The sequence below is a fragment of the Roseobacter sp. HKCCA0882 genome (genome assembly GCF_037805225.1).
GTDB lineage: Bacteria > Pseudomonadota > Alphaproteobacteria > Rhodobacterales > Rhodobacteraceae > M30B80.
The window spans coordinates 1,116,611-1,140,314 of sequence record NZ_JBBLYI010000001.1; the positions used below are offsets into that span (position 1 = coordinate 1,116,611).

Below are 23,704 nucleotides of genomic sequence, written 5' to 3' on the forward strand. Positions count from 1 at the left end.
AAAGTCAAGGCGGATTTCCCGCCGATATCTTCGTATTGTAATTCATCTTCATTTTACCCGTGGTGTCCACATGACCGACCTTTCTGTGCTGCGCGATGCGATCCGTGACGATCACTTGGCCGATGAGGCCGCTATTCTCGACCGCCTGATAAAATCACATGGCCCCGATCAGGCCACGCGCACAGCCGCCAAGGCGCGCGCAACCCGCTTGGTCACTTCCATCCGCAATGACGCAGATGCAGGGTTGATGGAGGTGTTTTTGGCCGAATACGGCCTCTCAACCCGCGAAGGCATTGCGCTGATGTGTTTGGCAGAAGCGCTGTTACGCGTGCCAGATGCAACCACGATTGATGCTTTGATCGAAGATAAAATTGCCCCTTCAGCCTGGGGCGAGCATTTGGGAAAATCCTCCTCCTCGCTTGTAAACGCGTCCACTTGGGCGCTGATGCTGACGGGGCGCGTTTTACAAGACGGCGAAGGCATGGATCGCGTGTTGCGCGGGGCCTTGCGCCGTTTGGGCGAACCTGTGATCCGCACCGCCGTGGCGCGCGCCATGCGCGAGATGGGGCGGCAATTCGTGTTGGGTCAAACCATGCCAGACGCAATGGCGCGCGCCGCCAAGCAAGAGGCAAAGGGATACAGCTATTCCTTTGATATGTTGGGCGAGGCCGCAATGACCATGGCCGATGCGGATGACTTTTTTGCCTCCTACAAAACGGCCATTGCCAAGATCACCCCGCGTTGTAGGGCAGAGGATATCCGCAGCAACCCTGGAATTTCGATCAAACTCTCGGCGCTGCATCCGCGATATGAGGTGGCACAAAAAGATCGTGTGATGTCCGAACTTGTGCCGCGCTTTTTGGAATTGGCCCTTGATGCGCGTCAGGGCGGGATGGGTCTTAACATTGATGCCGAAGAAGCAAATCGTCTTGATCTGTCGCTTGATGTAATTGAGGCGGTCTTGGCTGATCCACGCCTTGCAGGGTGGGACGGGTTTGGCGTCGTGGTGCAGGGCTATGGCCTGCGCGCAGGCGCGGTGATTGACTGGCTTTACGCCCTTGCCACCAAACTTGACCGCAAGATCATGCTGCGTCTGGTCAAAGGCGCCTATTGGGACACCGAGGTGAAATTGGCGCAGGTTGAAGGGCTGTCTGGCTTTCCTGTCTATACAAGAAAATCCGCCACCGATGTGGCCTATCTGTGTTTGGCCAAAAAGCTGCTTGGTCTGACGGATCGTATCTATCCGCAATTTGCCACCCATAACGCCCATTCTGTCGCGGCCATTATCGAAATGGCAACAGACCCCACCCGTTTTGAATTCCAACGCCTTCATGGGATGGGCGAGGCGCTGCATGATCTGGTGCTGAAGGGCAACGCCACGCGCTGCCGCATCTATGCGCCCGTTGGGGCGCATCGGGATCTTTTGGCCTATCTCGTGCGCCGCTTATTGGAGAATGGCGCAAATTCTTCTTTCGTGAACCAAATCATGGATGAAAACACGCCACCTGAGGTGGTCGCAGCCTGCCCCTTTGAACGGCTCAAGCGCGCAGGGCCAAATCTTGCCGTGCGCCATCCAAGCGCGCTTTTTGCGCCCGAGCGCGCAAATTCACGCGGGTTTGACCTCAGCGATCCAGTAACCTTGGCCGAGCTAGACGCGGCGCGCGCGCCATTTCGGACGCATCAGTGGCAAGCAGGCCCTATTTTGGCCAAACCTGCGACAGGGGCCGATGACATCATCCAAACCTGCCCTGCCGATCCCACCGACATCGTGGGCCGTGTTACAGAAGCCTCCGCGGGTGATATTGAGACCGCGCTGACATCTGCGCAGGTTTGGGACGTATCCGCCACGGAGCGCCGCGCCTGCCTTGAGCGGGCCGCCGACCTTTACGAAGCGCATCATGCCGAATTATTTGCGCTTCTCGCCCGCGAGGCGGGCAAAAGCCCCGCCGATGCAGTGGCCGAACTGCGCGAGGCGGTGGATTTCTTACGCTACTACGCGGCCCATGCGCCGCTTTTGCAGCAGCCCGCGCGCGGGGTGTTTACCTGTATCAGCCCGTGGAATTTCCCCTTGGCCATTTTCACAGGGCAAATCGCTGCCGCGCTTGCGGCGGGAAATGGCGTTTTGGCAAAGCCCGCGGAGACAACCACCCTCATCGGTGCGCGGGCCGTGGAATTGCTCCATGCCGCAGGCGTGCCGCGTGGCGCCCTGCAATTTCTGCCAGGACAAGGGGCCAAGGTCGGGGCGGCCCTTGTCAGCGATGCGCGTGTTGCGGGCGTGTGCTTTACGGGGTCAACGGCAACTGCCCAAGGGATCAACCGCGCCATGGCGGCCCATCTGCACCCCGCAGCCCCTTTGATTGCAGAGACAGGCGGCCTGAATGCCATGATCGTAGACAGCACAGCCCTGCCCGAACAGGCCGTGCGCGACATTGTCGCCTCGGCCTTCCAATCAGCGGGTCAGCGTTGCTCGGCCCTGCGGTTGCTCTATGTGCAAGCAGATATCGCAGAGAGCCTGTTACAGATGTTGCAGGGCGCGATGGAGGAACTCTCCCTCTCCCACCCGTGGAACATATCCTGCGATGTGGCCCCCGTGATCACGGCAAGCGCGGCGGCAGAGATCAATGCCTATGTCCAACAGGCCCAAACAGAGGGGCGTTTGATCAAACAGATCACCCCGCCCAGCACAGGCCATTATGTGGGGCCTGCCTTGATCTCATTGCCCGGTGGGATCAACGACCTTGAGCGCGAAGTCTTTGGCCCTGTCTTGCATGTGGCCAATTACAAGGCCCGCGATCTGGCGCGGGTTGTGGCCGATATGAATGCAAAGGGTTATGGCCTGACCTTTGGGATGCACAGCCGCATTGATGACCGCATCGCCGAGGTGGCGAGGCAGATCAAGGTTGGCAATCTCTACATCAACCGCAACCAAATCGGTGCCATTGTGGGCAGTCAGCCCTTTGGGGGCGAGGGTCTGTCTGGCACAGGGCCAAAGGCGGGCGGGCCGCACTATTTGCCGCGCTTTACGACCCCCGACCTCGCGGCAGAAGGCCCAATAGGCGATGCCCCCCCCTGTGACGAGGCCGAAGTGACCCGCGCCCTTGCAGCACTTGCGCCTCCCTCTGACAGGCCACTGTCCCAAGCAGAAATGCCCGGGCCTACAGGTGAATCAAACCTGTTGTCACGCTATGCGCGCGGGCGGGTTCTGTGTCTTGGGCCAACGGCGGAAGCGGCAATGATGCAGGCGCAAATGGCCAAAAAGGCAGGCTGCACCGCCCTTGCGATTGCGCCTGGTGTTGGCGCGCATGGGGTTGCGGGGCTACTTCCCGCTGACATGCTACGCAGTCTCACGGGGTTTGATGCCGTGATCTTATGGGCAGATCACGAAGAGGCCCGCCCTTATCGCGCGGCTTTGGCGGCGCGCGAGGGCGCCTTGATCCCGCTGATTTGTGAACGCGACCCCAAACCGCGCCTGATCCTTGAGCGGCATATCTGCATTGACACCACCGCGGCGGGCGGCAATGCGCGGCTTCTGGCGGCGGCAGGTGAGGCCTAGATCGCCAACCCCACGGCGCGGCCAATCAGGGATGTGGCCACCATCGCCAACACGCCCCAAAACATGACACGGAATGCGGCGCGCCCTTTGGGGGCGCCGCCCGCCTGCGCACCAAGCGCACCAAGCGTGCCAAGGGCCGCCAATGTGGCCGCCCCCACCCAAATCTCTACCCGATCATGCGGGGCCACGACCCCCATCAGCAACGGCACCAAAGCACCACCTGCAAATGTGGCGGCAGAGACCACCCCCGCCTCCACAGGCTTGGGCGGCGAAAGATCGGTCAGCCCAATCTCATCGCGCAAATGTGCGCCAAGCGCATCTTTGCAGGTCAATTCGCGCGCGACCTCATCGGCCAACTGCTCCGACAAGCCCCGCTGACGATAAATCGCGGCCAATTCGGCCAATTCGCCCGCGGGGTTCAATTTCAACTCGCGCTTTTCGCGCTCGACATCGGCGCGCTCAACATCGGCTTGGCTTGAGACGGAAACATATTCCCCCGCCGCCATCGACATCGCCCCCGCGACCATGCCCGCAATCCCCGATAATAGGATCGTGCCTTGATCTGCACCGCCCGCAGCAACCCCCACAATCAATGACGCTGTCGACAAAATCCCATCATTCGCCCCCATCACCGCCGCGCGCAACCATCCTGAGCGTTGCGACAAATGCGGTTCATCATGGGCCGAGGGGACATTGTGGGTATCAGGTCGGTGTTCAGCCATAATTGGGCAATCCCATTTTTCCAGGGTTGAAAATATTTTGCGGATCAATCCCGCGCTTGATTGTGGCCATGACCTCCATCGCCTCTGGCCCCAATTCGCGGATCAGATAGGCGGCTTTGCCTTGGCCGATGCCATGCTCACCTGTGCAGGTGCCCTCCATCGCAATCGCCATATCATTGAGCCATGCAACGAACCCCTCGGCCATCTCAACCTCGGCAGGACTGTCCGTGTCGATCAACATCAACACATGGAAATTTCCATCTCCCACATGGCCCACAACGGGGGCGATCATGCCCAATTCTGCCGCACGCGTCTGTGCCTTTGTCACAGCTTCGGCCAAACGACTGACGGGCACGCAAATATCGGTGGAAATCCCCTTTGCCCCAGGGCGCAGGGCCAAACCCGCCCAATAGGCATCATGGCGCGCTTGCCACAGTTGATTGCGCTCCTCCTCAACGGTGGTTGCGGCAAAGCCCGTGCCGCCAAAATCAGCTGCAATCTCGCCAAAACTTTCCGCGTCCTCGGCCACGCCTGTCTCGCTGCCATGAAATTCCAACAGCAAAAGAGGCGTTTCTGGCAGGGACAGTTTAGAATAACGATTAACCGCCTCAACCATCAGCTTGTCGAGCAATTCAATGCGCGCCACGGGCAATCCATATTGCACAGTCGCAATGACACATTCGCAGGCAGCCTCGACCGAAGGGAAAGAACAAGTCGCCGCAGAAATGGCCGCAGGGATACCGCGCAGACGCAAGGTTAACTCGGTGATCAGGCCAAGCGTGCCTTCAGAGCCGATCATCAGATGGGTCAAATCATACCCTGCCGAAGATTTCCGCGCCCGCGCGGCGGTTTTTACAATCTCCCCCGATGGCAAAACCGCCTTCAGCCCAAGGATATTTTCCTTCATCGTGCCGTAGCGCACGGCATTCGTGCCGCTTGCCCCCGTGGCCGCCATACCGCCAAGCGTTGCATCTGCCCCCGGATCCACGGGAAAGAACAGCCCCGTGTCGCGCAAATGCGTGTTCAACGCCTTGCGCGTGACACCTGGCTCAATCACGACATCCATATCCTCGGCACTGACCCGAAGAATGCGGTTCATCTGACTGAAATCAATACAAATTCCCCCCGCGGATGCATTCACATGCCCCTCAAGAGATGAGCCTGCCCCAAAGGGGATCACAGGCACATGATGACGCGCGCACAGGCGCACGACATGTTGAACTTCCTCGGTGGATTGCACAAAAACCACAGCATCAGGAGCTTGGGTGCGCAGCCATGTGGTGGTGTGGCCATGCTGTTCGCGCAAGGCGGCACTGGTCGCAAGCCGCGCCCCAAATTGCCCTGCAAGCGCCTCGATCACGGTGGCAATGCCATGCTCATTGCGCGGAAGATCTAAAATTTCAGCCATGGTGATGCACTTTCCCTGTTGCTGCCTTTATGTTTAGCGACAGCCGCACTGAAGAAAAAGGGGGGCCGCACCCTCGGGGCTAAAGCCCGTAAAGGGCGCCAAATTTTTCCTCGAGATAGCGCAACAGCGGCTCAGGGGAGACAGGCCCACCAATGGCATCCTCAATCGTCTGGCGCGGCGGTTTCAGGCTGCCGTGGCGTTGCAATCTTTCGCGCAGCCAATCGGTTGCAGGGCGTGGATTGCCCTGTGCCAATGCCGCATCCAAATTCGGCACATCCGCGCGCAAAGCCTGCATCAAGCAGCCCGCATAGACATTGCCAAGCGCGTAGGTGGGGAAATATCCAAACAGGCCCGCCGACCAATGCACATCTTGTAAGACCCCGTGGCTTGGGCGATCCACGGCGAACCCAAAATCAGCCATAAAGCGATCATTCCATGCCGCCTCAAGATCACCCACGGCCAGATCACCGCTGATCAATGCCTGCTCAAGATCAAACCGCAGCATGATGTGCAGGTTATACTGCACCTCATCGGCCTCGGTGCGGATATAGCCTTTGGCAACCCGATTGATCGCCGCGTAAAGCGCGGCAGGGCTATCTGTTGACAGCCCACGAAAGGCCGTCTGCATCTGCCCATAAAGCCATGTCACAAAAGGCAGGGACCGACCAAGCTGATTTTCGTAAATGCGGCTTTGGCTTTCATGCACCCCCATAGAGGCCCCCTGCCCCAATGCGGTCAAATGATAGAGCGGGTCAATATTTTGCTCGTAGCAGGCATGGCCCACTTCATGAATGGTCGAATAAAGCGCATTAAACGGATCATCCCGCGCCACCCGCGTGGTGATGCGACTGTCACTGCCTGAGCCAGAAGAAAACGGGTGAACTGCAAGATCAATCCGCCCTTTGTCGAGATCATAGCCAAAGGCCAAAGCAATATCGCGCGTCAGGGCAAGCTGCGCCGCCTCGTCAAAATCACCTAATATCGCCGCAGGCATCGGTTTTTCAAGGATCGCCGCGCGCAAGGCCACAAGGCGCGGGCGCATCGCATCAAAAAGGGCCGCGATTTCGCTGGCGCGCATCTCAGGTTCGTAATCGTTCAACAGCGCATCATAAAGGGCCGCACCACGCGTCTCGCCTGACAGACAGGCGGCCTCCTCGCGGCGCAGGGTGATTAGTTGCTCAAGAACAGGTAAAAATCCTGCAACATCATCTTCGGCGCGGGCCTTGGCCCAGACCCCATGGGCGAGCGAGGCCGTCCGCGCCAATTCCGCCGCCAATCGCACGGGGATTTTTGTAGCACGCTGATATGATCGAGAGATCAGCCGCAAAGAGGATGCTTCAAAATCCGTTTCAGCCTGTGCGGTTTCCAACAGTTCGCCAAGTGCAGGGTCAGTGCGGCGGGCGTGCAGAACCCCCTCCATCGCTGCGATTTCTTCGGCGCGCTGTGCCGCTGCCCCTCTGGGCATCATGGTTTCTTGATCCCAATGCAACCGCCCCGCGACCTGCTCAAGCGCGGCGGTTTGCGCTGCATGCGCCAAAAGATCCCCCATCGCGCTCATGCCGCTGCCCCTCGCAAGGATTGCTCAGGCGGATAAATCGCAAGGAACCGCGCGCGCAAAATCAAGACAACCAAGGCCACCGCGCCAAGCTGATGGGTCAAGCCAAGGGCAATTGGCGCAGAATGCATCACTGTTACGATCCCGATCACCACCTGCGCAAACAGCATCACCGCCATCCACGCATAGGATTGGCGCACCAGCGCATTGCCCGATTTGCGCCCTTTGAGCCAAACCGCAATCCCATAGGCAAAGACCAGATAGCCCAGCATCCGATGGATGAATTGGACGGTGCCATCATTTTCGAACAGATTACGATACCAAGGGTCAATCGCCCACATATCAGGCGGGGTGAACCCGCCCGCCATCAAAGGCCAATCAATATAATTGCGCCCTGCATCGATCCCCGCGACCAAAGCCCCAACCAAGACTTGCAAAAAGGTGAGATGCAAAAGCCCCGTGGTCATACCAAAAAGGCGCTTATCGCCCGCACGCCGCGCCGCCAATAACGCGGGCGCAGGTCGGCTGAGCTGCAAAATAAACCATGTGATGAGGGCAAGGATGAAGAACGCGACACCCAAATGTGTCGCCAACCGATAGGAGGCAACATCAAACATGCCAGGCGCAAGACCTGAATAGACCATCCACCATCCGATGGCCCCTTGCAGACCACCAAGCGCCCCAAGCGCCACGATTTTTGGAACCCACCCTTTGATCAGATTGCCAGAGAGCGCTAGCGCGGCAAACCCAAGGGCCCAAACAAGACCGATTGCGCGCCCCCACTGACGATGGCCCCATTCCCACCAGAAAATATACTTAAACTCGGCCATCGACATGCCGCGATTTTGCTGTTGGTATTCGGTTGTCTGCTGATAGGCGGTGAATTGCTCTTGCCACTGGTCATCATTGAGCGGCGGAATGGCCCCCGAAATCGGCGCCCATTCAACGATAGACAAACCTGAATCAGTCAGGCGCGTCATGCCCCCAATCGCAATCATTGCCGCAACCATCACAAAGAGAACCGCCAAATAAGCCCGCATCCATCTGCGCGCCGCGCCCGTGTCGCGGGAAATCCCCGAAGGATTCGGGCCTGTTTTCCCCGCCCCAGAGGGCCCTTTGCCTGATTGGTCGACCTCTTCGAAAATATTGCGGCTCATGGCGCGGCCCCTTCTCGATCTTCACTTGGCAAAAGACCTAGCGCCTTGGCATAGGCTTCGCAAGAATGCGCGGCAGTTTGGCGCTAGGGCCGATCGCGCCAACGCTGCATCTGTCGCAAAATGCCATGGAACAGCTGAACATCGGCCCGCGTCAGGGGCAGACGCCCCCACAGATTGCGCAAGACCAGCTTCATGCCTGCGGCCTTTGTTTCGGGAAAGAAATAGCCCATTTCATCAAGCTTTTCTTCGTAGTGATCCGCCAGTTTTTCCACCTCAATCGCAGTGGCAAAATCGCTGCGGGCAAATTCCATGCGCATTTCCACCACCTCGGTGGTTTGGCGGCGCCACTCATAAGCGCATAGCAGCACAGATTGCGCCAGATTGAGCGATGGAAAATCAGGGTTCACGGGCACAGTAATAATCGCATCAGCCCGCGCGATATCGTCATTTTCCAAACCAGCGCGCTCGGGGCCAAAGATCACCGCAACCTTGCCGCCCGCGGCATGGATGGCCCGCGCCTGCGCCATCGCCGCCTCGGGACTGAGGACCGGTTTGGTCAGGCCCCGTTCGCGGGCAGTGGTCATAAACACATGGGTGCAATCGCCAATCGCCTCGGGCGTTGTCTCAACCACTAAAGCAGGATCAAGCACCACGCCTGCGGCGCCACTGGCCAAGGCCACCGCGCGTTCATTCGGCCACCCATCGCGCGGGGCCACAAGGCGCATATGGTTTAGGCCGAAATTCCACATCGCCCGTGCCGCCGCGCCGATATTCTCACCCATCTGCGGGCGCACGAGCACGAAACAGGGCATTGGTTGGGCGGTTGCGGGAATTTGGCTATCGTTACTCATGATCCTGCCATATCGTGCGGAGCCATTCTTGCCAAGCGCCCCATTGCTGAACACGAAGCAAACCATTAGGAACAAACAAAGACTGACAAGAGGCAGCCCTATGTCCGACATGGATATTCCACAGATTTACCTTGTGACCCCGCCAAATTTTGAGCTGACGGGCTTTGGCGCACAGCTTGCGGCAGTTTTGGATGCCTATCCTATCGCCTGCCTGCGCCTTGCTCTGGCAAGCCGTGATGAAGATGACCTCGCACGCGCGGCAGATCACTTGCGCGAAATTGCCCATGCCCGCGACATCCCTTTGGTGATGTCAGAACATATCAAACTGGTCGAACGCTTGGGGCTTGATGGCGTGCATCTCTTGGATGGGTCGCGCAGCACCCGCAAAACCCGTGCGGATCTTGGCGGCGATGCAATCATCGGCTGCTTCTGTGCCAATTCCCGCCATGATGGGATGAATGCAGGGGAAATGGGCGCGGATTACATCAGTTTCGGCCCTGTTGGCGACACAAGCCTTGGCGATGGCAGCCGCGCCGAAGATGATCTTTTCGCATGGTGGAGCCAGATGATCGAACTGCCAGTCGTGGCCGAAGGCGCGCTGGCGCTTTCAGATATCGAACGCCTTGCGCCGATCACAGATTTCTTCGCCATCGGTGAGGAAATTTGGCGCAAAGACGACCCTGTGGCAGCCCTTAAGACGCTTCTGTCCCCTCTGGGCTAGGGGCCTGCGTAAGCCCCGCACGCACGGCCGTTTCGGCGGCCTGCGCCAGTGCCTTGCGCGATGCAAACTCTGAGACGCGCAAAGGCGCGTGATAGATGACCGTGACATGGCCATTTTTGCGGACAGATAGCACCCGCATCAGACCCGCACCAAAAGATTGATCCCCCCACCACCCATAAAAGGCGGGATTTTCGCCTGCGGGGGCGTGATAGGCGATGGTGACGGGCTGAACAGTGATATCCCGTGGCAGATCAGTCGCAAAAAACGCCTCAAACAGGCTTGAGCGGAAGGGTAAAACGCGCAACCCATCGGTGGATGTGCCTTCTGGGAAAAACACCAAACGCTCGGCGCCTTCTGCAAGGCGCATATGCAACAGGCGATTTTGATCTTTTGCCGCCATGCGCCGCCGCTCGATGAAAACGGTGCCTGCTGCGCGCGCCAAAATCCCAATACCCGCCCAATCGCGCACTTCAGATTTTGCCACGAATACCACAGACCCGCCCGCATTGAGCGGGAAAATATCAAGCCAAGACACATGATTGGCGACAATCGCGCCCGCAGCTTGTGCGGCATTTCCTTTGCGCGTCACCTTGAGGCCCAAAATCACACAGACAAAGGCGCAGACGATTTGCGTGATCCGCGCAGTTACAGGGCGGCGCAAAGGCCCCGCTATGACGCGCTCTGGCACGCGGCACAAAAGCAGGGTCAAAAACCCAAACCCAATGACCAGAAGGATCGCAGCCCCACGCAGACAGGCGCGCAGAACACCCAAAACCCCAACAGATGCGGGCGTGACCTGAGGGGCGCCATCCCATCGCATGGGCCTATATCCCCCGACCCCGCGCGTAGAGCGCGCGGTGTTTTTCCGACATCAGGGCCGTATCAAGGATCAAACAAATATCTGTGCAATTAAAGGCGTGATCGACAAAGGCCCCCTGCCCAACCGCACCGCCAAGGCGCAGATAGGCCTTGATCAACGCGGGCAGCGCACGCGTAGCAGCCATGCGCTCAAGCGCGTCTTCGGCAATGAGGTTCATATCCTGATAGCCCGCCGCCCGCGCCTTTGGGCGCAGCCCCTCAGGCGCAAGATGGCGGTGATGCAGCAGCGAGAGAGGCGCGGCCAATTCGGCCACATCGGTGCCATGCAGTGACGCCACACCAAATAAAATTTCAATCTCATGGGTCACGATATAATCGGCCAGCCCATTCCATAAATGCATCAGCGCCGTGCCCCCGCGATAATCGGCATGAACGCAAGACCGCCCCAATTCCAGCAAACGCCGACCCGAAGATTTGAGCGGCGCGAGATCATATTCATCTTCAGAATAGAATTGACCTGCGGCTTTGGCCCCTTGCTCCTGCATCACGCGGTAAACGCCCACAACTTGCTCGCCCACAGCGCGGCGATGATCCAGAAGCATGAGATGATCAAAAAATGGGTCAAAGCGATCTGCCTCAAGTCGCGCCTCGTGATCCACCAAGGCCCCATCAGCACCCAATTCCGCCACGAATACCTCATAGCGCAGGCGCTGTGCCGCGCGAATATCCTCTGGGCTTGAGGCCAATCGCAGCTCAAAATGCGGCTCTCGCGACACCATAAGGTGGGCCTTCCTGTCTTGGCTGTGCCTTTCGCGCCGCAATTTTGCGGCCTTTGAGGCAAATGCGTTTATCTGTGCAGCGCGATGCGCCTTTCCAAGATATGATCTTCGTGATGTAGAATTAGGGTATTGTTAACCATCATTCCAGTAGACCGAACCCTTAAGCGCCCCATTCGGGCAGCAATGTCACATGGCGGGAGTCGATCACTTGTTTGCCTTGATGCTCAAAATTGACGGTCACCTTGCCACCAATATTGGATTGCACCTGTCCCAACCCCCAATCGGGTTGCGCAGGGTTGCGCACCAACATTCCAGGCTCAAGCAGGGCATTCAACTCTTCGGTCATCGGAGGCCTCATTGATGGATCAAATCGTCTTTAGCCCAAATTCACAGGATTTGTCAGCCCTGGTTGCATCACGGCTCTGTCATGATTTGGGCAACCCTTTGGGGGCTGTGTCAAACGGGGTTGAGCTTCTGCAAATGAGTGGCATGGCCAATAGTCCTGAAAGGGCCCTGATTGCCGATGCGCTATGCGATACCGAAGCGCGGTTGCGGTTTTTTCGGATCGCCTATGGCGCGGCGCGGCCTGATCAGCATATCTCTGAACGCGAAGCGCGCAATATTCTGAGCCAGATGTATGGCGCGGGCCGCCTGACAGTTGACTGGCTTTTGACGGGGGATTTACCGCGCCATCATGTAAAAAGCGCCTTTTTGATGATCGCCTGTGCCGAAGCGGCCCTTCCTATGGGGGGGCATATTACAATCGCACAGCCAGAGCACGGCACGCTTATAGTCGGCGCTGACGGGCCACGGATCTTGCACGACTTATCAGGTCTGGCATGGCTCGGCGGAGCCAGTCACAGCACCCCAAGCCCGCGCGGGGTGCAATTCCTGATGCTGTTAAAGGAGGCCGCTGACATCGGGGCTGAGATTTCCCTTAGCCTCTCGGACACCCGTGTGCAGATCAGCCTGCAGGGGTCGCGGTTATAACGCCTGCGATCCTGCGCGAAACCGCGCAGCTTTGGCCACATACCCCGCCGCCGATTGAATAAGCCCTGCGCGCGCCGCCTCGTCTAGCGCGCGAATAACACGGCCTGGCATCCCCATCACCAAACTGCCGTCAGGAATAACTTTGCCCTCAGGGATCAAGGCCCCCGCCCCGATCAAGCAGCCCTTACCGACAACCGCACCGTTCATCACCATCGCGCCCATGCCAATCAATGTGCCATCGCCAATCGTGCAGCCATGCAAAAGCGCGCGATGCCCAATGGTGCAATCCTCGCCCACAGTCAGGGGCAGACCTGGGTCTGTATGGCAAATCACATTTTCCTGCAGATTGCTGCGCGCGCCAATCGAAATCAGTTCATTGTCACCGCGCAACGTGGCCCCAAACCAAATGCTGCTTTCGGCAGCAAGGGCAATCTTGCCGATGACATTGGCATCATCGGCAACCCATGCATCGGCGGCGATATCGGGCTGATGACCCTCAAATGCGTAAATCATGGCGCGCGCATCCCCTCATATTCACTTTGTAAACCCCGCAAAAACCCGGCAAGGCTTGGCTGTTGAATGCGGCGCATCCGTTCAGCCGTGATGATTGTGGTCAGATTGTCATAGCACGCGTCTAGATCATCATTGACGAGAACGTAATCATAGCCATCCCAATGGCTGATCTCGTCCCAAGATTTTGCCATGCGTTTGGCAATTGTTTCGGCATCATCTTGTGCGCGCGTCACCAGACGTTCGTGCAAGGCTGCAATGCTCGGGGGCAGGATGAAGATCGACAGCGCATGTGCGCCCAGCGCAGAGTTGCGGATTTGCTGCGCCCCCTGCCAGTCTATATCAAATAAGACATCGCGCCCCGCATCAATGTCCGCACGCACAGGTGGCATCGGGCTGCCGTAGAGATTGCCGAACACCTCGGCATGTTCCAGCATCGCGCCCTCATCGACCATCCGCTCAAACCCAGCGCGATCGAGGAAATGGTAATGTTCCCCATCCACCTCGCCTATACGCGGTGCGCGCGTGGTGGCGGATACTGAAAACCGCAACGACCCGTCCCATGCCATCAAACGCCGTGCCAATGTGGATTTCCCGGCGCCCGAAGGCGAAGAAAGAATGATCAGCAAGCCACGGCGTGTGGCAGCGTTGAGAGATTTTGCATCGGTCTGAGACATCAGGCGCGTCTTTCTATAGCGATCTTTACCTTGCGCGCGCATCTTGAGGATCAGACCGCAGAGGTCAAGCCAAAGCAGCGCCCATGCCCCATTAACCAATTTCTGTCATATGGGCTGAATTTTTCGAAAATTTGCCGTTACTATGCCCGAGGTAACACACCTCAGCACATAAATCTTCGATCCGCCGCATAGGGGTATGCAGCAGGCCTATCGAACCCGTTGAGGATAGGGGAAAACGATGGGGAATTATTATTTTGGCGATGCCGCGCGTGACAAGGACGAAACCCTTGATCACCATATAGCCTTCACGCGATTGCGGCAGCATTGGAACAGTTTGCGTGACACCGCCCACCAACCACCCAAAGCACGCGATTTGTAGCCGCATATTTTAGGCGCGGCCCTACCATTCGTGTTTTTGGTGGAAAATCTCGGCGGCGAGATTTTGCGCCTAAAACTGGGCGGCACGCATTTATGCGATGTTATGGGGATGGAACTGCGCGGAATGCCGCTGCGGTGTTTTTTTGCCTATAATGAATGCCCGCGCTTTGCCGCTGCGGTCGAGCCTGTTTTCACGGGGCCTGCGGAATTGGATATAAGACTACAAAGCAACTATAGTGGGATTGAGCCACCCGTTTTGGCGCGCATGATCCTTTTGCCCTTGCAAAGCGCCTCGGGCGTGATTGATCGCGCCATTGGGGCTTATGTGACCAAAGGGCCGCTTAACCATGCGCCCTATCGATTTGAGATTGAGCGCACGGATCTGCACCCGCTCTATAAAGAAACGGCGGCTGTAACGCCGCCGCCCCATATGGACATGAAACCCACCAAAGTGCCCTATCTGCGCGTCTTGTCAGGGGGGCGCGCAGGCTAGCTCATCAGCGCGGCGGGGTTTTATCCCGCCGCCGCTGCAGCTGCATCACAGCGGGTTGAGGACAATTCCTCCGCCACCAAGAAGGCCAATTCAAGCGACTGGCTGGCATTGAGGCGCGGATCACAGGCCGTGTGATAGCGGCTTGAGAGATCCTCATCAGTCACAGCGCGCACGCCACCTGTGCATTCGGTGACATCTTTGCCTGTCATCTCGAAATGTACCCCGCCCGGAATGGTGCCTTCGGCGCGGTGGATGGCAAAGAATTCCTGCACCTCCCGCAAAACCGAGTCGAAGGGCCGCGTCTTAAACCCACTGGCCGATTTGATCGTGTTGCCGTGCATTGGGTCACAGCTCCAGACCACATTTGCCCCGTGCGATTGCACCGTGCGCACAAGGCGTGGCAGATGATCGCCAACTTTGCCCGCACCAAAGCGCGCAATCAATGTCAGGCGACCTGCCTCATTTTCTGGGTTCAACTTATCCATAAGGATTTTCAGATCATCCTCGGTGGTGGTTGGGCCGCATTTCAGACCAATCGGGTTTTGCACCCCTGCACAGAATTCAACATGCGCGCCCTCTGGCTGACGGGTGCGGTCGCCAATCCAGATCATATGACCCGAGCCTGCAATCGGTTTGCCCGTGGTCGAGTCAATCCGACACAGGGCTTCCTCATATTCCAACAACAGCGCCTCATGGCTCGTGTAGAAATCGACACTGTGCAATTCATGTGTGGTCTGTGGGCTGATGCCAGCCGCGCGCATGAAATCGAGGCTATCTTGGATATGATTGGCCATGTCGCGGTATCTCTCCGCATCATCGTGATCGGTAAAGCCCAAGGTCCAGCTATGCACCCGTTCGATATCTGCGAAACCACCCGTTGAGAAAGCCCGCAACAGATTCAACGAAGCGGCAGCCTGAGTATAGGCCTGCAACATCTTGGCAGGGTCAGGAATGCGCGCCTCGGGCGTGAAGGCCAACTCGTTGATGATATCACCGCGATAAGAGGGCAACTCGACCCCGTTTATCACCTCAGTGGGCGCCGAGCGCGGCTTGGCGAATTGCCCTGCCATACGGCCCACTTTGACCACGGGAACCTTGGCGCCATAGGTCAAGATCATCGCCATTTGCAGCATGACTTTGAAGGTGTCGCGAATGGAATCTGCCGAAAATTCAGCAAAGCTTTCGGCGCAATCGCCCCCTTGCAGCAAAAACGCCTCACCACGGGCCGCTTTGCCAAGCGCGGCTTTGAGGCGGCGCGCCTCACCCGCAAAAACCAGAGGAGGATATTTACCAAGCTGCGCCTCAACCGCCGCCAATGCTGCCTGATCAGGATAATCAGGCATCTGCACGCGCGGCTTACTGCGCCAGCTAGATTTCGTCCATGTTTGTGCGGCTTCAGCACCCATGGGAGCCTCCTTCGGTCTTCCATAAAAATTACGATTTCGCCCTGCTTATAGACGCGGAAACCCCCCGCGTCCAATGGCAATTTCGCAAGCTACGGAACAAAAGGGGGGCTTGCGGCGCGCGCAATTTGGTGGTTTCGCTAGAGAAACGACCACGTAAGGTTGCATCGTGATATGCGCCTCGGTGCGATGTTTAATGACTGTGGCTTTGTTCAAAGGACTCTGGAGATGAGCAGACCAACCCCCCGCGATGCAGACGCCGCGAAACGCTATGTTTTCGTGCTGTTGGATCGCTTTACGATGCTCTGCTTTGCCTCTGCAATCGAAGCTTTGCGCATTGCCAATCGGATGTCGGGACGCACACTCTATGAATGGGCCTTAGCGGGGGATGGGGGCGAGGTTGCGTATTGCTCTGCGGGGATCGGCTATAAGCTAGATATGGATCTCGAAGAGCTGACCCGCGAAGACACAATCATGCTGTGCGGCGGGATTGATGTGCAATCCGCCACAACGAAGCGCATTCTCAACTGGTTGCGGCGCGAGGCGCGGCGCGGTTCGGTTGTGGGCGGGCTGTGCACCGCAGGCTATACTTTGGCCAAGGCGGGGCTGTTGGACGGCAAACGCGCCACGATCCATTGGGAAAACCAAGACAGCTTTTCCGAGGAATTCGAAGACGTCACCCTTACAAAATCGGTCTTTGTGATTGATGGCAACCGCATCACCACCGCAGGCGGCACCGCCTCGATTGATTTGATGCTGAAAATCATCGCCAATGATCACGGCGAAGAATTGGCGAATTTGGTGGCTGATCAGTTAATCTATACCTCGATCCGCACCGACCAAGACACGCAGCGCCTGTCAATTCCAACCCGCATCGGCGTGCGTCATCCAAAACTCAGCCAAGTTATTCGGATGATGGAGCATAATATCGAAGACCCGATCAGCCCGGCAAGTTTGGCCAAGGAGGTCGGAATGTCCACGCGCCAATTAGAGCGATTGTTCCGCCGTTACCTGAACCGCAGCCCCAAGCGATATTATATGGAATTGCGCCTTGCCAAAGCGCGCAATCTGCTGATGCAAACCGATATGAGCGTGATCAATGTGGCATTGGCCTGCGGCTTTGCATCCCCCTCGCATTTTTCAAAATGCTACCGGGCGCAATATGACACCACCCCCTATCGCGAGCGGGGCACCCATGCGAGCAAACCTGACATAATCGTCAAATAATACTTATTGCCCCCCCCGTGCGGCGCGTCCCCCACGGCGCACAGCGCGCGGGGCTTGCTCAAGCGCCTCGCGCAGGGTTTCGCTCATCGGGTGCCCTTTATCTTCGGCTGCATATTGCTCAAGTAGATGGCGAATATAGGTTTTGGGGTCATCCGCGGTGATGGACAATGCCCAATCCATGAAAATCGTGCGGCATTCGCCCCGCGTGATCCCCTCGATGCGATAGGCCTCGCGGATCAGCGCCTTTGGATCATAGATATCGCCCTTCATAACACCGAAACTCCTGCATCCTATATGCCCTTGGCCGATCTAGGGCTTGCGCGTCAAAGCGGCCTCGATAATTGCGACAGATTCCACGCGGCCAGCGTCAAGCGCAGTTTCCAAACTGGCGCGATCCGCGTGGCCCGTGGCGCGCACCAGAAATTCTAGCCCGCCCTGCCCGATATCACTTGGATCAAGCGGCGCGTCCGTCAAGAGGCGTGCAGCCTGCGCCGCACGAGAAAATAGCGCATGCGCGGCGGATAAGGCCTCCGCTTCTGCTTGGGTCAGCCAACCGCATTTGGCCGCTGCGCGCAGATGGCGCGCGGTGGCACGGGCCGCACTGCCCGCGATCAGCGAGCCCGCCTGCCCGATCAGATCAATATCCTGCATACCGCCCATGCCCGCCTTGACGTCAAAGGTGCTGCCCTTGCGCCCTGCCGCCGCAAGGCGTTGGCGCATATCGGCCAAATCCGCGATGATTGTGCTTGGCTTGCGCGGGGTTTGGATCACCTGCATCCGCGTCGCTTCTACATCTGCGCCAAGGCTTGCATCGCCTGCAACAACCCGTGCGCGGGTGAGGGCCATATGCTCCCACCCCCATGCCTCATTCATTTGATAATGCGTGAAGGCCTCCAACGATGTCGCAACCGGCCCCTTGCGGCCTGAGGGTCGCAGACGCATATCAACCTCGTAAAGCCGCCCCTCTGAGGTCGGTGCAGAGAGTGCGGTGATCAGCATTTTTGTCGCCTTCGAGAACCACCCCCGCGCGTCCAATGGGCGCGGACCATCCGTAATCTCAACACCACCCGCGTCATAAATGACGATCAAATCCAAATCCGATCCCGCGGTGAGCCGCGCAGCCCCAAGGCTCCCCATGGCCAAAACAACCCCACCGCGACCCGGCGCGACCCCATGTTTTTTGGCCAATTCCGAACAGACCAAAGGCCAGAAACAGGCAATCACCACATCGGCCAAATCGGTATATTGCTTGGCCGCTTCTTCGGCCTCAATCAGGCCGCGCAGGTGATGCACCCCAACACGGAAATGCCATTCTTTCAGCCAACGGCGCGCGGCGTCCAACTGTCCTTCATAATCAAGCCCTTCAAGCGCGCTGCTGAGAGATTGCAGCAATTCGTCCCGTGCGGGCCATGGCGCAAAGAACCCACCGCTGAGAACCACATCTAGAACTTTAGCATTGCGCGACAAGTATATGGAAAGCGCGGGCGCTGTTGCGCAGATATCGGCCAAAAGATCAATCAATGACGGGTTTGACTGGAATAAAGAAAATAGTTGAACACCCGCAGGCAAACCTTTGAGAAAGCTGTTAAAATTCGAAAGACTTTCATCTGGATTTGCGGATTTCATCAGCTTGGTCAATAGGGCGGGTTTGATCTGTTCGAAAATCTCGCGCCCGCGTGATGCGCGCAAACAGGAATAGCCCGGCCAACGTGATAAAATCTCAATTTGTGAGGGAGTAAGAGTGACATCTTCATGTTCAATCTTAGCTTGCTTTTGCGGTGTGTAAAACGGCTCGCAGGCGTCATCAACTGCGTGCAATCGCGTCAGAAGCGCGGCACGAAATGTGGCGACATCGCCCCCGCCCATAAAGGCCGCAAGCCGCGCAAACCCTTCGGGCGATTTGGGCAAGCTGTGCGTCTGCGCGTCATGGATCATCTGCAAACGATGCTCAACCTGGCGATGCGCAATGTAATGCGCAGTCAGGCTTTCTGTGACTTCTGGATCAACCCATGATTTCTTGGCCAAGGCGGCCAAAGCATCAACCGTGCGCCGCATCCGCAAATCGGGATCTCTGCCACCCGCCACCAATTGGCGGGTCTGGGCAAAAAATTCAATCTCACGAATGCCGCCCGCCCCCAGTTTCATATTATGCCCCTCAAGGGTGAACCCATGCAGGCCCTTATGGTCGCGAATACGCTGGCGCATGTCTTGGGTGTCACGGATAGCGGCAAAATCCAAATGCTTGCGCCACACGAAAGGGGTGAGGGTTTTCAAGAACCGCTCCCCTGCCGCAAGATCACCTGCGGCAGCGCGCGCCTTGATATATGCGGCGCGCTCCCAATTTCGCCCCTCCGCCTCGTAATAGCGTTCAGCCGCAACCATTGAGATACAGACGGGCGTCACAGAGGCATCAGGGCGCAGCCGAAGATCGGTGCGGAACACATAACCTTCGGATGTGATTTCCCCCAAACTTGCGGCAATGCGGCGGGTTGCGCGAACGAACCCTGTGCGCGCCTCCATCTCATCACCTGCATCGAATCTTGTCTCATCAAAGAGGCAGATCAGGTCAATGTCAGAGGAATAATTCAACTCCCCCGCCCCCATTTTCCCCATCGCAAGCACCACCATTCCCGCGCCATCGCGCAGCGCATCCTCCTCGGTTTGGGTCGGAATGCGTCCGCGCCGCGCCTCGGCCCCAACATGAACCCGTAGCGCCGCCTGCACACAGGCATCGGCGAATTGCGACCAGAGGGCCGTGGTGGTCAACAAATCCCAAACACCGCCACAATCGGCCAAAGCCACAAGGATCGCGGCGCGGCGTTTGAGGCGGCGCAGCCCCGCATCCAGATCACTGGCCCCCAAGGCGGCCGCCTCTGCCAAAATTGCAGCCATACCCGCCTCAGGCGCGGCGCTGAGGGTGGGGATTAACCAATCGACTTCGCGGCGGATCAGGCCCGCCAGATACGGCGCACATCCGGCAACGCCATGGATGACCTCACGCAGTTCAGGCGCAAGGTCGTTCAATTGGGGCAGATCCGCGAAGAGACCTGTCGCCAAGGCGCCGTCATAGGCAAGGGGGGCGCGGGTGATCCGAGTGGCGAAGGGGGCGGCGTTTTTGGTCATCTTGTCATTATCATGCGTTTGCGCTCAAAGGTTGTGACAGATGATAGAAGGGAATGCGCATGAGCAAAAGCCTTGCCAGCGTGGCCCATGCCCTAGAGAGGGCGGGGCTAGAGCCTGTGATCCTTGAGATGGCCGAAGGCACCCGCACCGCCGAAGATGCGGCGCGTGCGGCGCAATGCCAAATCGATCAAATTGCGAAATCAATCATATTCCGCGAGGTCGCGAGCGGTGAGTTGGTTTTGTTCATCACCGCAGGCGGTAATCAGGTCGATCCCTCGCGGGCCGAAGCCCTGACTGGGTGCGCCTTGGCGCGGGCGGATGCCGACACGATTCGCCGTGTCACGGGCTTTGCAATCGGGGGCGTGGCCCCTGTCGGGCATCTGAGCCCCTTGCGCATATGGTTTGACCCGCGGCTTTTAGCCTTTGATTTGGTATACGCGGCGGCAGGCACACCGCGCCATATTTTCGGCATCTCCCCCGAACAGCTTTTGCGACTGACCGGGGCGAAACAGGCCGATTTCGTGGCCGAATAAAAAGAATCGGAACATATGCCAAGATTTTCCTTGAAATGGGAAACATGACGCACTAGGTCGCCACCTTACGAACCGGGTGCCGATCCCAACCTCGCTGCCACCAGCGGGGGGGCGCTAAGGGCCCACCACATCAATCTGCTGGTAAGAAGGGGGCGTGCTATGTCTAGCGCCGACCTCTTCCAACTGGGGACTGGTCTGGAGACAGGCGCCCATGCGGAAGACACTCACAGCCTTTCGGCTGACCGAAGCGTGTTCGATGAAACACGCGATGATCACTTCATTCGCCGCGATGGCCGCGTTTTCGCGGGCACGCATCTGATCCTCGAAGTCGTCAATGGCCATGGCCTTGATGATGAGGCGCGGATTCAAACTGCATTTCGCGACTGCGTGCGCGAATGTGGGGCAACGCTTCTGCACATTCATACCCACAAATTCAGCCCCCAAGGCGTGTCGGGTGTGGCGGTTTTGGCGGAAAGCCACATCTCCGTGCATACATGGCCCGAGATTGGCTATGGCGCATTTGACGTCTTTATGTGCGGCGATGCCGAACCATGGCGCGCGGTGGATGTGCTTAAAGCGGCCTTTGGCACGCAAGATGTGCGCGTCACAGAATTGCTGCGCGGCGAAGGCCTGGTGACCGAGGCGATTGCCGCGGCATAACTGCGCGTGCCGGGGCGGTGAAACCCCGCCCCTCCCCCTGCCCCAAACTGCCCGAAAGGAGGCCGCCGATGAGCGATCCTGAAACCACGCGCGATTGGAGCGTTGAGCGTCTGCACCAAGATCACGGGCAAGCCTTGCGCGTGGCGCAAATGCATTATGACAGCGAAACCGATCACCAACGCCTACGCGTGTTTGAAAACCCCACTTTCGGGCGCATCTTAACTCTTGATGGCGTGGTGCAGGTGACCGAAGCGGATAATTTCATCTATCATGAAATGCTGACCCATGTGCCGATCTTGGCCCATGGGGCCGCCAAGCGCGTGCTGATTGTGGGCGGCGGCGATGGTGGCATGGCGCGCGAGGTGCTGAAACATGACAGCATCGAACAGGTGACCATGGTCGAGATTGACGCGGGCGTGGTGGATTTTTCCAAGAAATATCTGGCCGCTATTTCAGATGGGGCCTTTGATGACCTCCGCCTTGATCTTGTGATCAATGATGGTGCCGTGTTCATGAAACAAAACGCGGATGTCTATGATGTCATCATCATCGACAGCACTGATCCCGTTGGCCCCGGTGAGGTTCTCTTTACCGATCATTTCTACGGCCACGCCAAGGCGCGTTTGGCCGAAGGTGGGATTTTGGTCACTCAAAACGGGGTTCCATTCCTGCAAGGGGATGAGCTGACAGGCACAATGCGGGCCTTCAAGACGCTATTTTCTGATTACAACTGCTATCTGGCGAGCATTCCGACCTATGCAGGCGGGCCTATGGCCTTTGGCTGGGGCAGTGACAGTAACGCGCGGCATGTTGATCTTACCACCCTTGAGGCGCGGTTCAAAGCGGCAGGGATCAGCACAGATTATTATACCCCCGAGGTGCATCGCGGCGCGTTCGCCCTGCCCCCCTATGTGGCGCGTCTGATCCCCTAAGGGGTTATTCCGCCGCGTCGGTTTTCTGGGCCGCCTCAAGTTGGGCGGCCTTTTTTTCGACCTGCTCTATGATATGGTCGATCATTTGGTCATTGTTCAGCTTGTGGCTTTGTTTGCCTGCAAGATAGACCATACCTGACCCAGCACCGCCGCCTGTAAAGCCCACATCGGTCATCAGCGCCTCGCCCGGCCCGTTGACCACACAGCCGATAATCGAAAGGCTCATCGGGGTTTTGATATGCTCAAGACGCTTTTCCAAAGCCTCGACTGTTTTGATCACATCAAAGCCCTGACGCGCGCAAGATGGGCAGGAAATGATATTCACTCCGCGATGGCGCAGGCCCAAGGATTTGAGGATCTCATAGCCAACTTTCACCTCTTGCACAGGATCGGCAGAAAGGCTGACACGGATCGTGTCGCCAATCCCCATCCACAGCAGGTTGCCCAAACCAATTGCAGATTTGATCGTGCCAGAGGTCAAACCGCCTGCTTCAGTGATGCCCAAATGGATCGGGGCATCGGTGGCCTCAGCCAGACCTTGATAAGCCGCAGCCGCCAAAAACACATCGGACGCTTTGACCGAGATTTTGAACTCGTGAAAATCATTATCTTGCAAGATCCGAATGTGATCGAGACCTGATTCAATCATTGCCTCAGGGCAAGGTTCGGCATATTTCTCAAGCAAGTGCTTTTCCAAGGAGCCCGCATTCACCCCGATACGGATCGAGCAATTATGATCACGGGCGGCCTTGATCACCTCACGCACACGGGTTGCATCGCCAATATTGCCAGGATTGATCCGCAAACAGGCCGCGCCTGCCTCTGCCGCCTCAATGCCGCGTTTATAATGGAAATGGATATCTGCAACGATTGGCACAGGGCTTTCGCGCACAATTTCTTTCAGCGCCTTCGAGCTGGCCTCGTCTGGCACGGAGACGCGCACGATATCAGCGCCTGCCTCGGCACAGGCCTGCACCTGTGCGATGGTCGCCTTTATATCGGTGGTGGGGGTGTTGGTCATGGTTTGTACGGCAATCGGTGCATCCCCCCCAACTGGCACAGAGCCTACATGAATCTGACGGCTTTTGCGGCGGTCGATATTGCGCCAAGGGCGGATCGGATTATGAGACATGGGGAGTGTGACCTTTATCTTGTCGCATCGCAAAGACGCTTCACCGCGCAAGATAAGCCCTTGCCACCGATTGCACAATGC

The 23,704-nt window shown here is 57.8% G+C and carries 23 protein-coding genes; 9 read left to right on the plus strand and 14 right to left on the minus strand.

Annotated elements, in window-relative coordinates; genetic code table 11:
- Positions 1-70 precede the first annotated feature (70 nt).
- Positions 71-3,553 carry a bifunctional proline dehydrogenase/L-glutamate gamma-semialdehyde dehydrogenase PutA gene (gene putA, locus AAC622_RS05765; protein WP_340260785.1) on the plus strand — a complete coding sequence of 1,161 codons (3,483 nt, stop codon included), beginning with the start codon at positions 71-73 and terminating at the stop codon, positions 3,551-3,553.
- Here putA and AAC622_RS05770 read toward each other — a convergent pair.
- From AAC622_RS05770 to AAC622_RS05790, 5 genes are all read right to left on the minus strand, one after another.
- On the minus strand, positions 3,550-4,275 hold the full coding sequence (locus AAC622_RS05770; RefSeq protein WP_340260786.1) for a VIT1/CCC1 transporter family protein: 726 nt from the start codon (positions 4,273-4,275) through the stop codon (positions 3,550-3,552). The genes putA and AAC622_RS05770 overlap by 4 nt on opposite strands.
- Positions 4,268-5,683, minus strand: a complete 1,416-nt coding sequence (locus tag AAC622_RS05775; protein ID WP_340260788.1) for an FAD-binding oxidoreductase — start codon at positions 5,681-5,683, stop codon at positions 4,268-4,270. Before AAC622_RS05775 ends, AAC622_RS05770 begins: the two co-directional genes overlap by 8 nt.
- 79 nt (positions 5,684-5,762) lie before the next feature.
- On the minus strand, positions 5,763-7,241 hold the full coding sequence (locus AAC622_RS05780) for a carboxypeptidase M32 (protein WP_340260789.1): 1,479 nt from the start codon (positions 7,239-7,241) through the stop codon (positions 5,763-5,765).
- Positions 7,238-8,395, minus strand: a complete 1,158-nt coding sequence (ctaA, locus tag AAC622_RS05785) for a heme A synthase (RefSeq protein ID WP_340260790.1) — start codon at positions 8,393-8,395, stop codon at positions 7,238-7,240. Before ctaA ends, AAC622_RS05780 begins: the two co-directional genes overlap by 4 nt.
- 83 nt (positions 8,396-8,478) lie before the next feature.
- Complete coding sequence (locus tag AAC622_RS05790; protein WP_340260791.1) at positions 8,479-9,246, minus strand: RNA methyltransferase; 768 nt, start codon at positions 9,244-9,246, stop codon at positions 8,479-8,481.
- Positions 9,247-9,346: 100 nt separating this feature from the next.
- Between AAC622_RS05790 and AAC622_RS05795 the strand changes: the two genes are divergently transcribed.
- Positions 9,347-9,967 (plus strand): thiamine phosphate synthase, encoded by a 621-nt coding sequence (locus tag AAC622_RS05795; protein ID WP_340260792.1) that lies wholly within the window; start codon positions 9,347-9,349, stop codon positions 9,965-9,967.
- On the opposite strand, the gene AAC622_RS05800 is transcribed toward AAC622_RS05795, so the two are convergent.
- From AAC622_RS05800 to AAC622_RS05810, 3 genes are all read right to left on the minus strand, one after another.
- Complete coding sequence (locus AAC622_RS05800; protein WP_340260793.1) at positions 9,939-10,787, minus strand: lysophospholipid acyltransferase family protein; 849 nt, start codon at positions 10,785-10,787, stop codon at positions 9,939-9,941. The genes AAC622_RS05795 and AAC622_RS05800 overlap by 29 nt on opposite strands.
- A 4-nt stretch (positions 10,788-10,791) precedes the next feature.
- On the minus strand, positions 10,792-11,565 hold the full coding sequence (locus tag AAC622_RS05805; protein WP_340260794.1) for a GNAT family N-acetyltransferase: 774 nt from the start codon (positions 11,563-11,565) through the stop codon (positions 10,792-10,794).
- Between the two features lie 160 nt (positions 11,566-11,725).
- On the minus strand, positions 11,726-11,911 hold the full coding sequence (locus AAC622_RS05810) for a DUF3553 domain-containing protein (RefSeq protein WP_317654491.1): 186 nt from the start codon (positions 11,909-11,911) through the stop codon (positions 11,726-11,728).
- A gap of 14 nt (positions 11,912-11,925) precedes the next feature.
- On the opposite strand from AAC622_RS05810, the gene AAC622_RS05815 reads away from it, so the two are divergent.
- Positions 11,926-12,555, plus strand: coding sequence for a histidine phosphotransferase family protein (locus AAC622_RS05815; RefSeq protein ID WP_340260796.1), 630 nt, complete (start codon positions 11,926-11,928; stop codon positions 12,553-12,555).
- Here AAC622_RS05815 and AAC622_RS05820 read toward each other — a convergent pair.
- Positions 12,550-13,068 carry a gamma carbonic anhydrase family protein gene (locus AAC622_RS05820; protein WP_340260797.1) on the minus strand — a complete coding sequence of 173 codons (519 nt, stop codon included), beginning with the start codon at positions 13,066-13,068 and terminating at the stop codon, positions 12,550-12,552. The two genes, AAC622_RS05815 and AAC622_RS05820, sit on opposite strands and share 6 nt — an antisense overlap.
- Positions 13,065-13,742: a guanylate kinase gene (gene gmk / locus AAC622_RS05825; protein WP_340260798.1), complete on the minus strand. Its 678-nt coding sequence runs from the start codon at positions 13,740-13,742 to the stop codon at positions 13,065-13,067. The genes AAC622_RS05820 and gmk overlap by 4 nt, the downstream gene beginning before the upstream one ends.
- A 238-nt stretch (positions 13,743-13,980) precedes the next feature.
- On the opposite strand from gmk, the gene AAC622_RS05830 reads away from it, so the two are divergent.
- Positions 13,981-14,121 carry a hypothetical protein gene (locus tag AAC622_RS05830; RefSeq protein ID WP_340260799.1) on the plus strand — a complete coding sequence of 47 codons (141 nt, stop codon included), beginning with the start codon at positions 13,981-13,983 and terminating at the stop codon, positions 14,119-14,121.
- Positions 14,122-14,127: 6 nt separating this feature from the next.
- Positions 14,128-14,613 (plus strand): PAS domain-containing protein, encoded by a 486-nt coding sequence (locus AAC622_RS05835; RefSeq protein WP_340261462.1) that lies wholly within the window; start codon positions 14,128-14,130, stop codon positions 14,611-14,613.
- Positions 14,614-14,633: 20 nt separating this feature from the next.
- Here AAC622_RS05835 and AAC622_RS05840 read toward each other — a convergent pair whose 3' ends face one another.
- Positions 14,634-16,019 carry a class II 3-deoxy-7-phosphoheptulonate synthase gene (locus tag AAC622_RS05840; RefSeq protein ID WP_340260800.1) on the minus strand — a complete coding sequence of 462 codons (1,386 nt, stop codon included), beginning with the start codon at positions 16,017-16,019 and terminating at the stop codon, positions 14,634-14,636.
- A gap of 225 nt (positions 16,020-16,244) precedes the next feature.
- Between AAC622_RS05840 and AAC622_RS05845 the strand changes: the two genes are divergently transcribed.
- A complete protein-coding gene (locus tag AAC622_RS05845; RefSeq protein ID WP_340260802.1) occupies positions 16,245-17,243 on the plus strand; it encodes a GlxA family transcriptional regulator in 999 nt (332 codons plus the stop codon).
- 3 nt (positions 17,244-17,246) lie between these two features.
- Here the strand turns inward: AAC622_RS05845 and AAC622_RS05850 are convergent, their stop codons facing one another.
- Both AAC622_RS05850 and AAC622_RS05855 read right to left on the minus strand, forming a co-directional pair.
- The gene (locus AAC622_RS05850) at positions 17,247-17,513 is read right to left on the minus strand and encodes a hypothetical protein (protein ID WP_340260804.1); all 267 of its coding nucleotides are present in this window, start codon (positions 17,511-17,513) and stop codon (positions 17,247-17,249) included.
- A 39-nt stretch (positions 17,514-17,552) separates the two neighbouring features.
- A complete protein-coding gene (locus tag AAC622_RS05855) occupies positions 17,553-20,366 on the minus strand; it encodes a bifunctional [glutamine synthetase] adenylyltransferase/[glutamine synthetase]-adenylyl-L-tyrosine phosphorylase (protein ID WP_340260805.1) in 2,814 nt (937 codons plus the stop codon).
- A gap of 59 nt (positions 20,367-20,425) precedes the next feature.
- Between AAC622_RS05855 and AAC622_RS05860 the strand changes: the two genes are divergently transcribed.
- The 3 genes from AAC622_RS05860 (at position 20,426) to speE (ending at position 22,491) form a co-directional block, all read left to right on the plus strand.
- Complete coding sequence (locus AAC622_RS05860; RefSeq protein WP_340260807.1) at positions 20,426-20,899, plus strand: YbaK/EbsC family protein; 474 nt, start codon at positions 20,426-20,428, stop codon at positions 20,897-20,899.
- A 159-nt stretch (positions 20,900-21,058) separates the two neighbouring features.
- Entirely contained in the window at positions 21,059-21,559 is a 501-nt protein-coding gene (speD, locus tag AAC622_RS05865) for an adenosylmethionine decarboxylase (RefSeq protein ID WP_340260808.1), read from the plus strand.
- A gap of 68 nt (positions 21,560-21,627) precedes the next feature.
- Positions 21,628-22,491, plus strand: a complete 864-nt coding sequence (gene speE / locus AAC622_RS05870) for a polyamine aminopropyltransferase (protein ID WP_340260809.1) — start codon at positions 21,628-21,630, stop codon at positions 22,489-22,491.
- Positions 22,492-22,495: 4 nt separating this feature from the next.
- Here the strand turns inward: speE and ispG are convergent, their stop codons facing one another.
- A complete protein-coding gene (gene ispG / locus AAC622_RS05875; RefSeq protein WP_340260810.1) occupies positions 22,496-23,623 on the minus strand; it encodes a flavodoxin-dependent (E)-4-hydroxy-3-methylbut-2-enyl-diphosphate synthase in 1,128 nt (375 codons plus the stop codon).
- Positions 23,624-23,704: the final 81 nt, after the last annotated feature.

Coding starts and splice junctions, on each gene's coding strand:
- putA (WP_340260785.1), top strand. CDS start 71: ATGACCGACCTTTCTGTGCTGCGCGATGCGATCCGTGACGATCACTTG.
- AAC622_RS05770 (WP_340260786.1), bottom strand. CDS start 4,275: ATGGCTGAACACCGACCTGATACCCACAATGTCCCCTCGGCCCATGAT.
- AAC622_RS05775 (WP_340260788.1), bottom strand. CDS start 5,683: ATGGCTGAAATTTTAGATCTTCCGCGCAATGAGCATGGCATTGCCACC.
- AAC622_RS05780 (WP_340260789.1), bottom strand. CDS start 7,241: ATGAGCGCGATGGGGGATCTTTTGGCGCATGCAGCGCAAACCGCCGCG.
- ctaA (WP_340260790.1), bottom strand. CDS start 8,395: ATGAGCCGCAATATTTTCGAAGAGGTCGACCAATCAGGCAAAGGGCCC.
- AAC622_RS05790 (WP_340260791.1), bottom strand. CDS start 9,246: ATGAGTAACGATAGCCAAATTCCCGCAACCGCCCAACCAATGCCCTGT.
- AAC622_RS05795 (WP_340260792.1), top strand. CDS start 9,347: ATGTCCGACATGGATATTCCACAGATTTACCTTGTGACCCCGCCAAAT.
- AAC622_RS05800 (WP_340260793.1), bottom strand. CDS start 10,787: ATGCGATGGGATGGCGCCCCTCAGGTCACGCCCGCATCTGTTGGGGTT.
- AAC622_RS05805 (WP_340260794.1), bottom strand. CDS start 11,565: ATGGTGTCGCGAGAGCCGCATTTTGAGCTGCGATTGGCCTCAAGCCCA.
- AAC622_RS05810 (WP_317654491.1), bottom strand. CDS start 11,911: ATGACCGAAGAGTTGAATGCCCTGCTTGAGCCTGGAATGTTGGTGCGC.
- AAC622_RS05815 (WP_340260796.1), top strand. CDS start 11,926: ATGGATCAAATCGTCTTTAGCCCAAATTCACAGGATTTGTCAGCCCTG.
- AAC622_RS05820 (WP_340260797.1), bottom strand. CDS start 13,068: ATGATTTACGCATTTGAGGGTCATCAGCCCGATATCGCCGCCGATGCA.
- gmk (WP_340260798.1), bottom strand. CDS start 13,742: ATGTCTCAGACCGATGCAAAATCTCTCAACGCTGCCACACGCCGTGGC.
- AAC622_RS05830 (WP_340260799.1), top strand. CDS start 13,981: ATGGGGAATTATTATTTTGGCGATGCCGCGCGTGACAAGGACGAAACC.
- AAC622_RS05840 (WP_340260800.1), bottom strand. CDS start 16,019: ATGGGTGCTGAAGCCGCACAAACATGGACGAAATCTAGCTGGCGCAGT.
- AAC622_RS05845 (WP_340260802.1), top strand. CDS start 16,245: ATGAGCAGACCAACCCCCCGCGATGCAGACGCCGCGAAACGCTATGTT.
- AAC622_RS05850 (WP_340260804.1), bottom strand. CDS start 17,513: ATGAAGGGCGATATCTATGATCCAAAGGCGCTGATCCGCGAGGCCTAT.
- AAC622_RS05855 (WP_340260805.1), bottom strand. CDS start 20,366: ATGACCAAAAACGCCGCCCCCTTCGCCACTCGGATCACCCGCGCCCCC.
- AAC622_RS05860 (WP_340260807.1), top strand. CDS start 20,426: ATGAGCAAAAGCCTTGCCAGCGTGGCCCATGCCCTAGAGAGGGCGGGG.
- speD (WP_340260808.1), top strand. CDS start 21,059: ATGTCTAGCGCCGACCTCTTCCAACTGGGGACTGGTCTGGAGACAGGC.
- speE (WP_340260809.1), top strand. CDS start 21,628: ATGAGCGATCCTGAAACCACGCGCGATTGGAGCGTTGAGCGTCTGCAC.
- ispG (WP_340260810.1), bottom strand. CDS start 23,623: ATGTCTCATAATCCGATCCGCCCTTGGCGCAATATCGACCGCCGCAAA.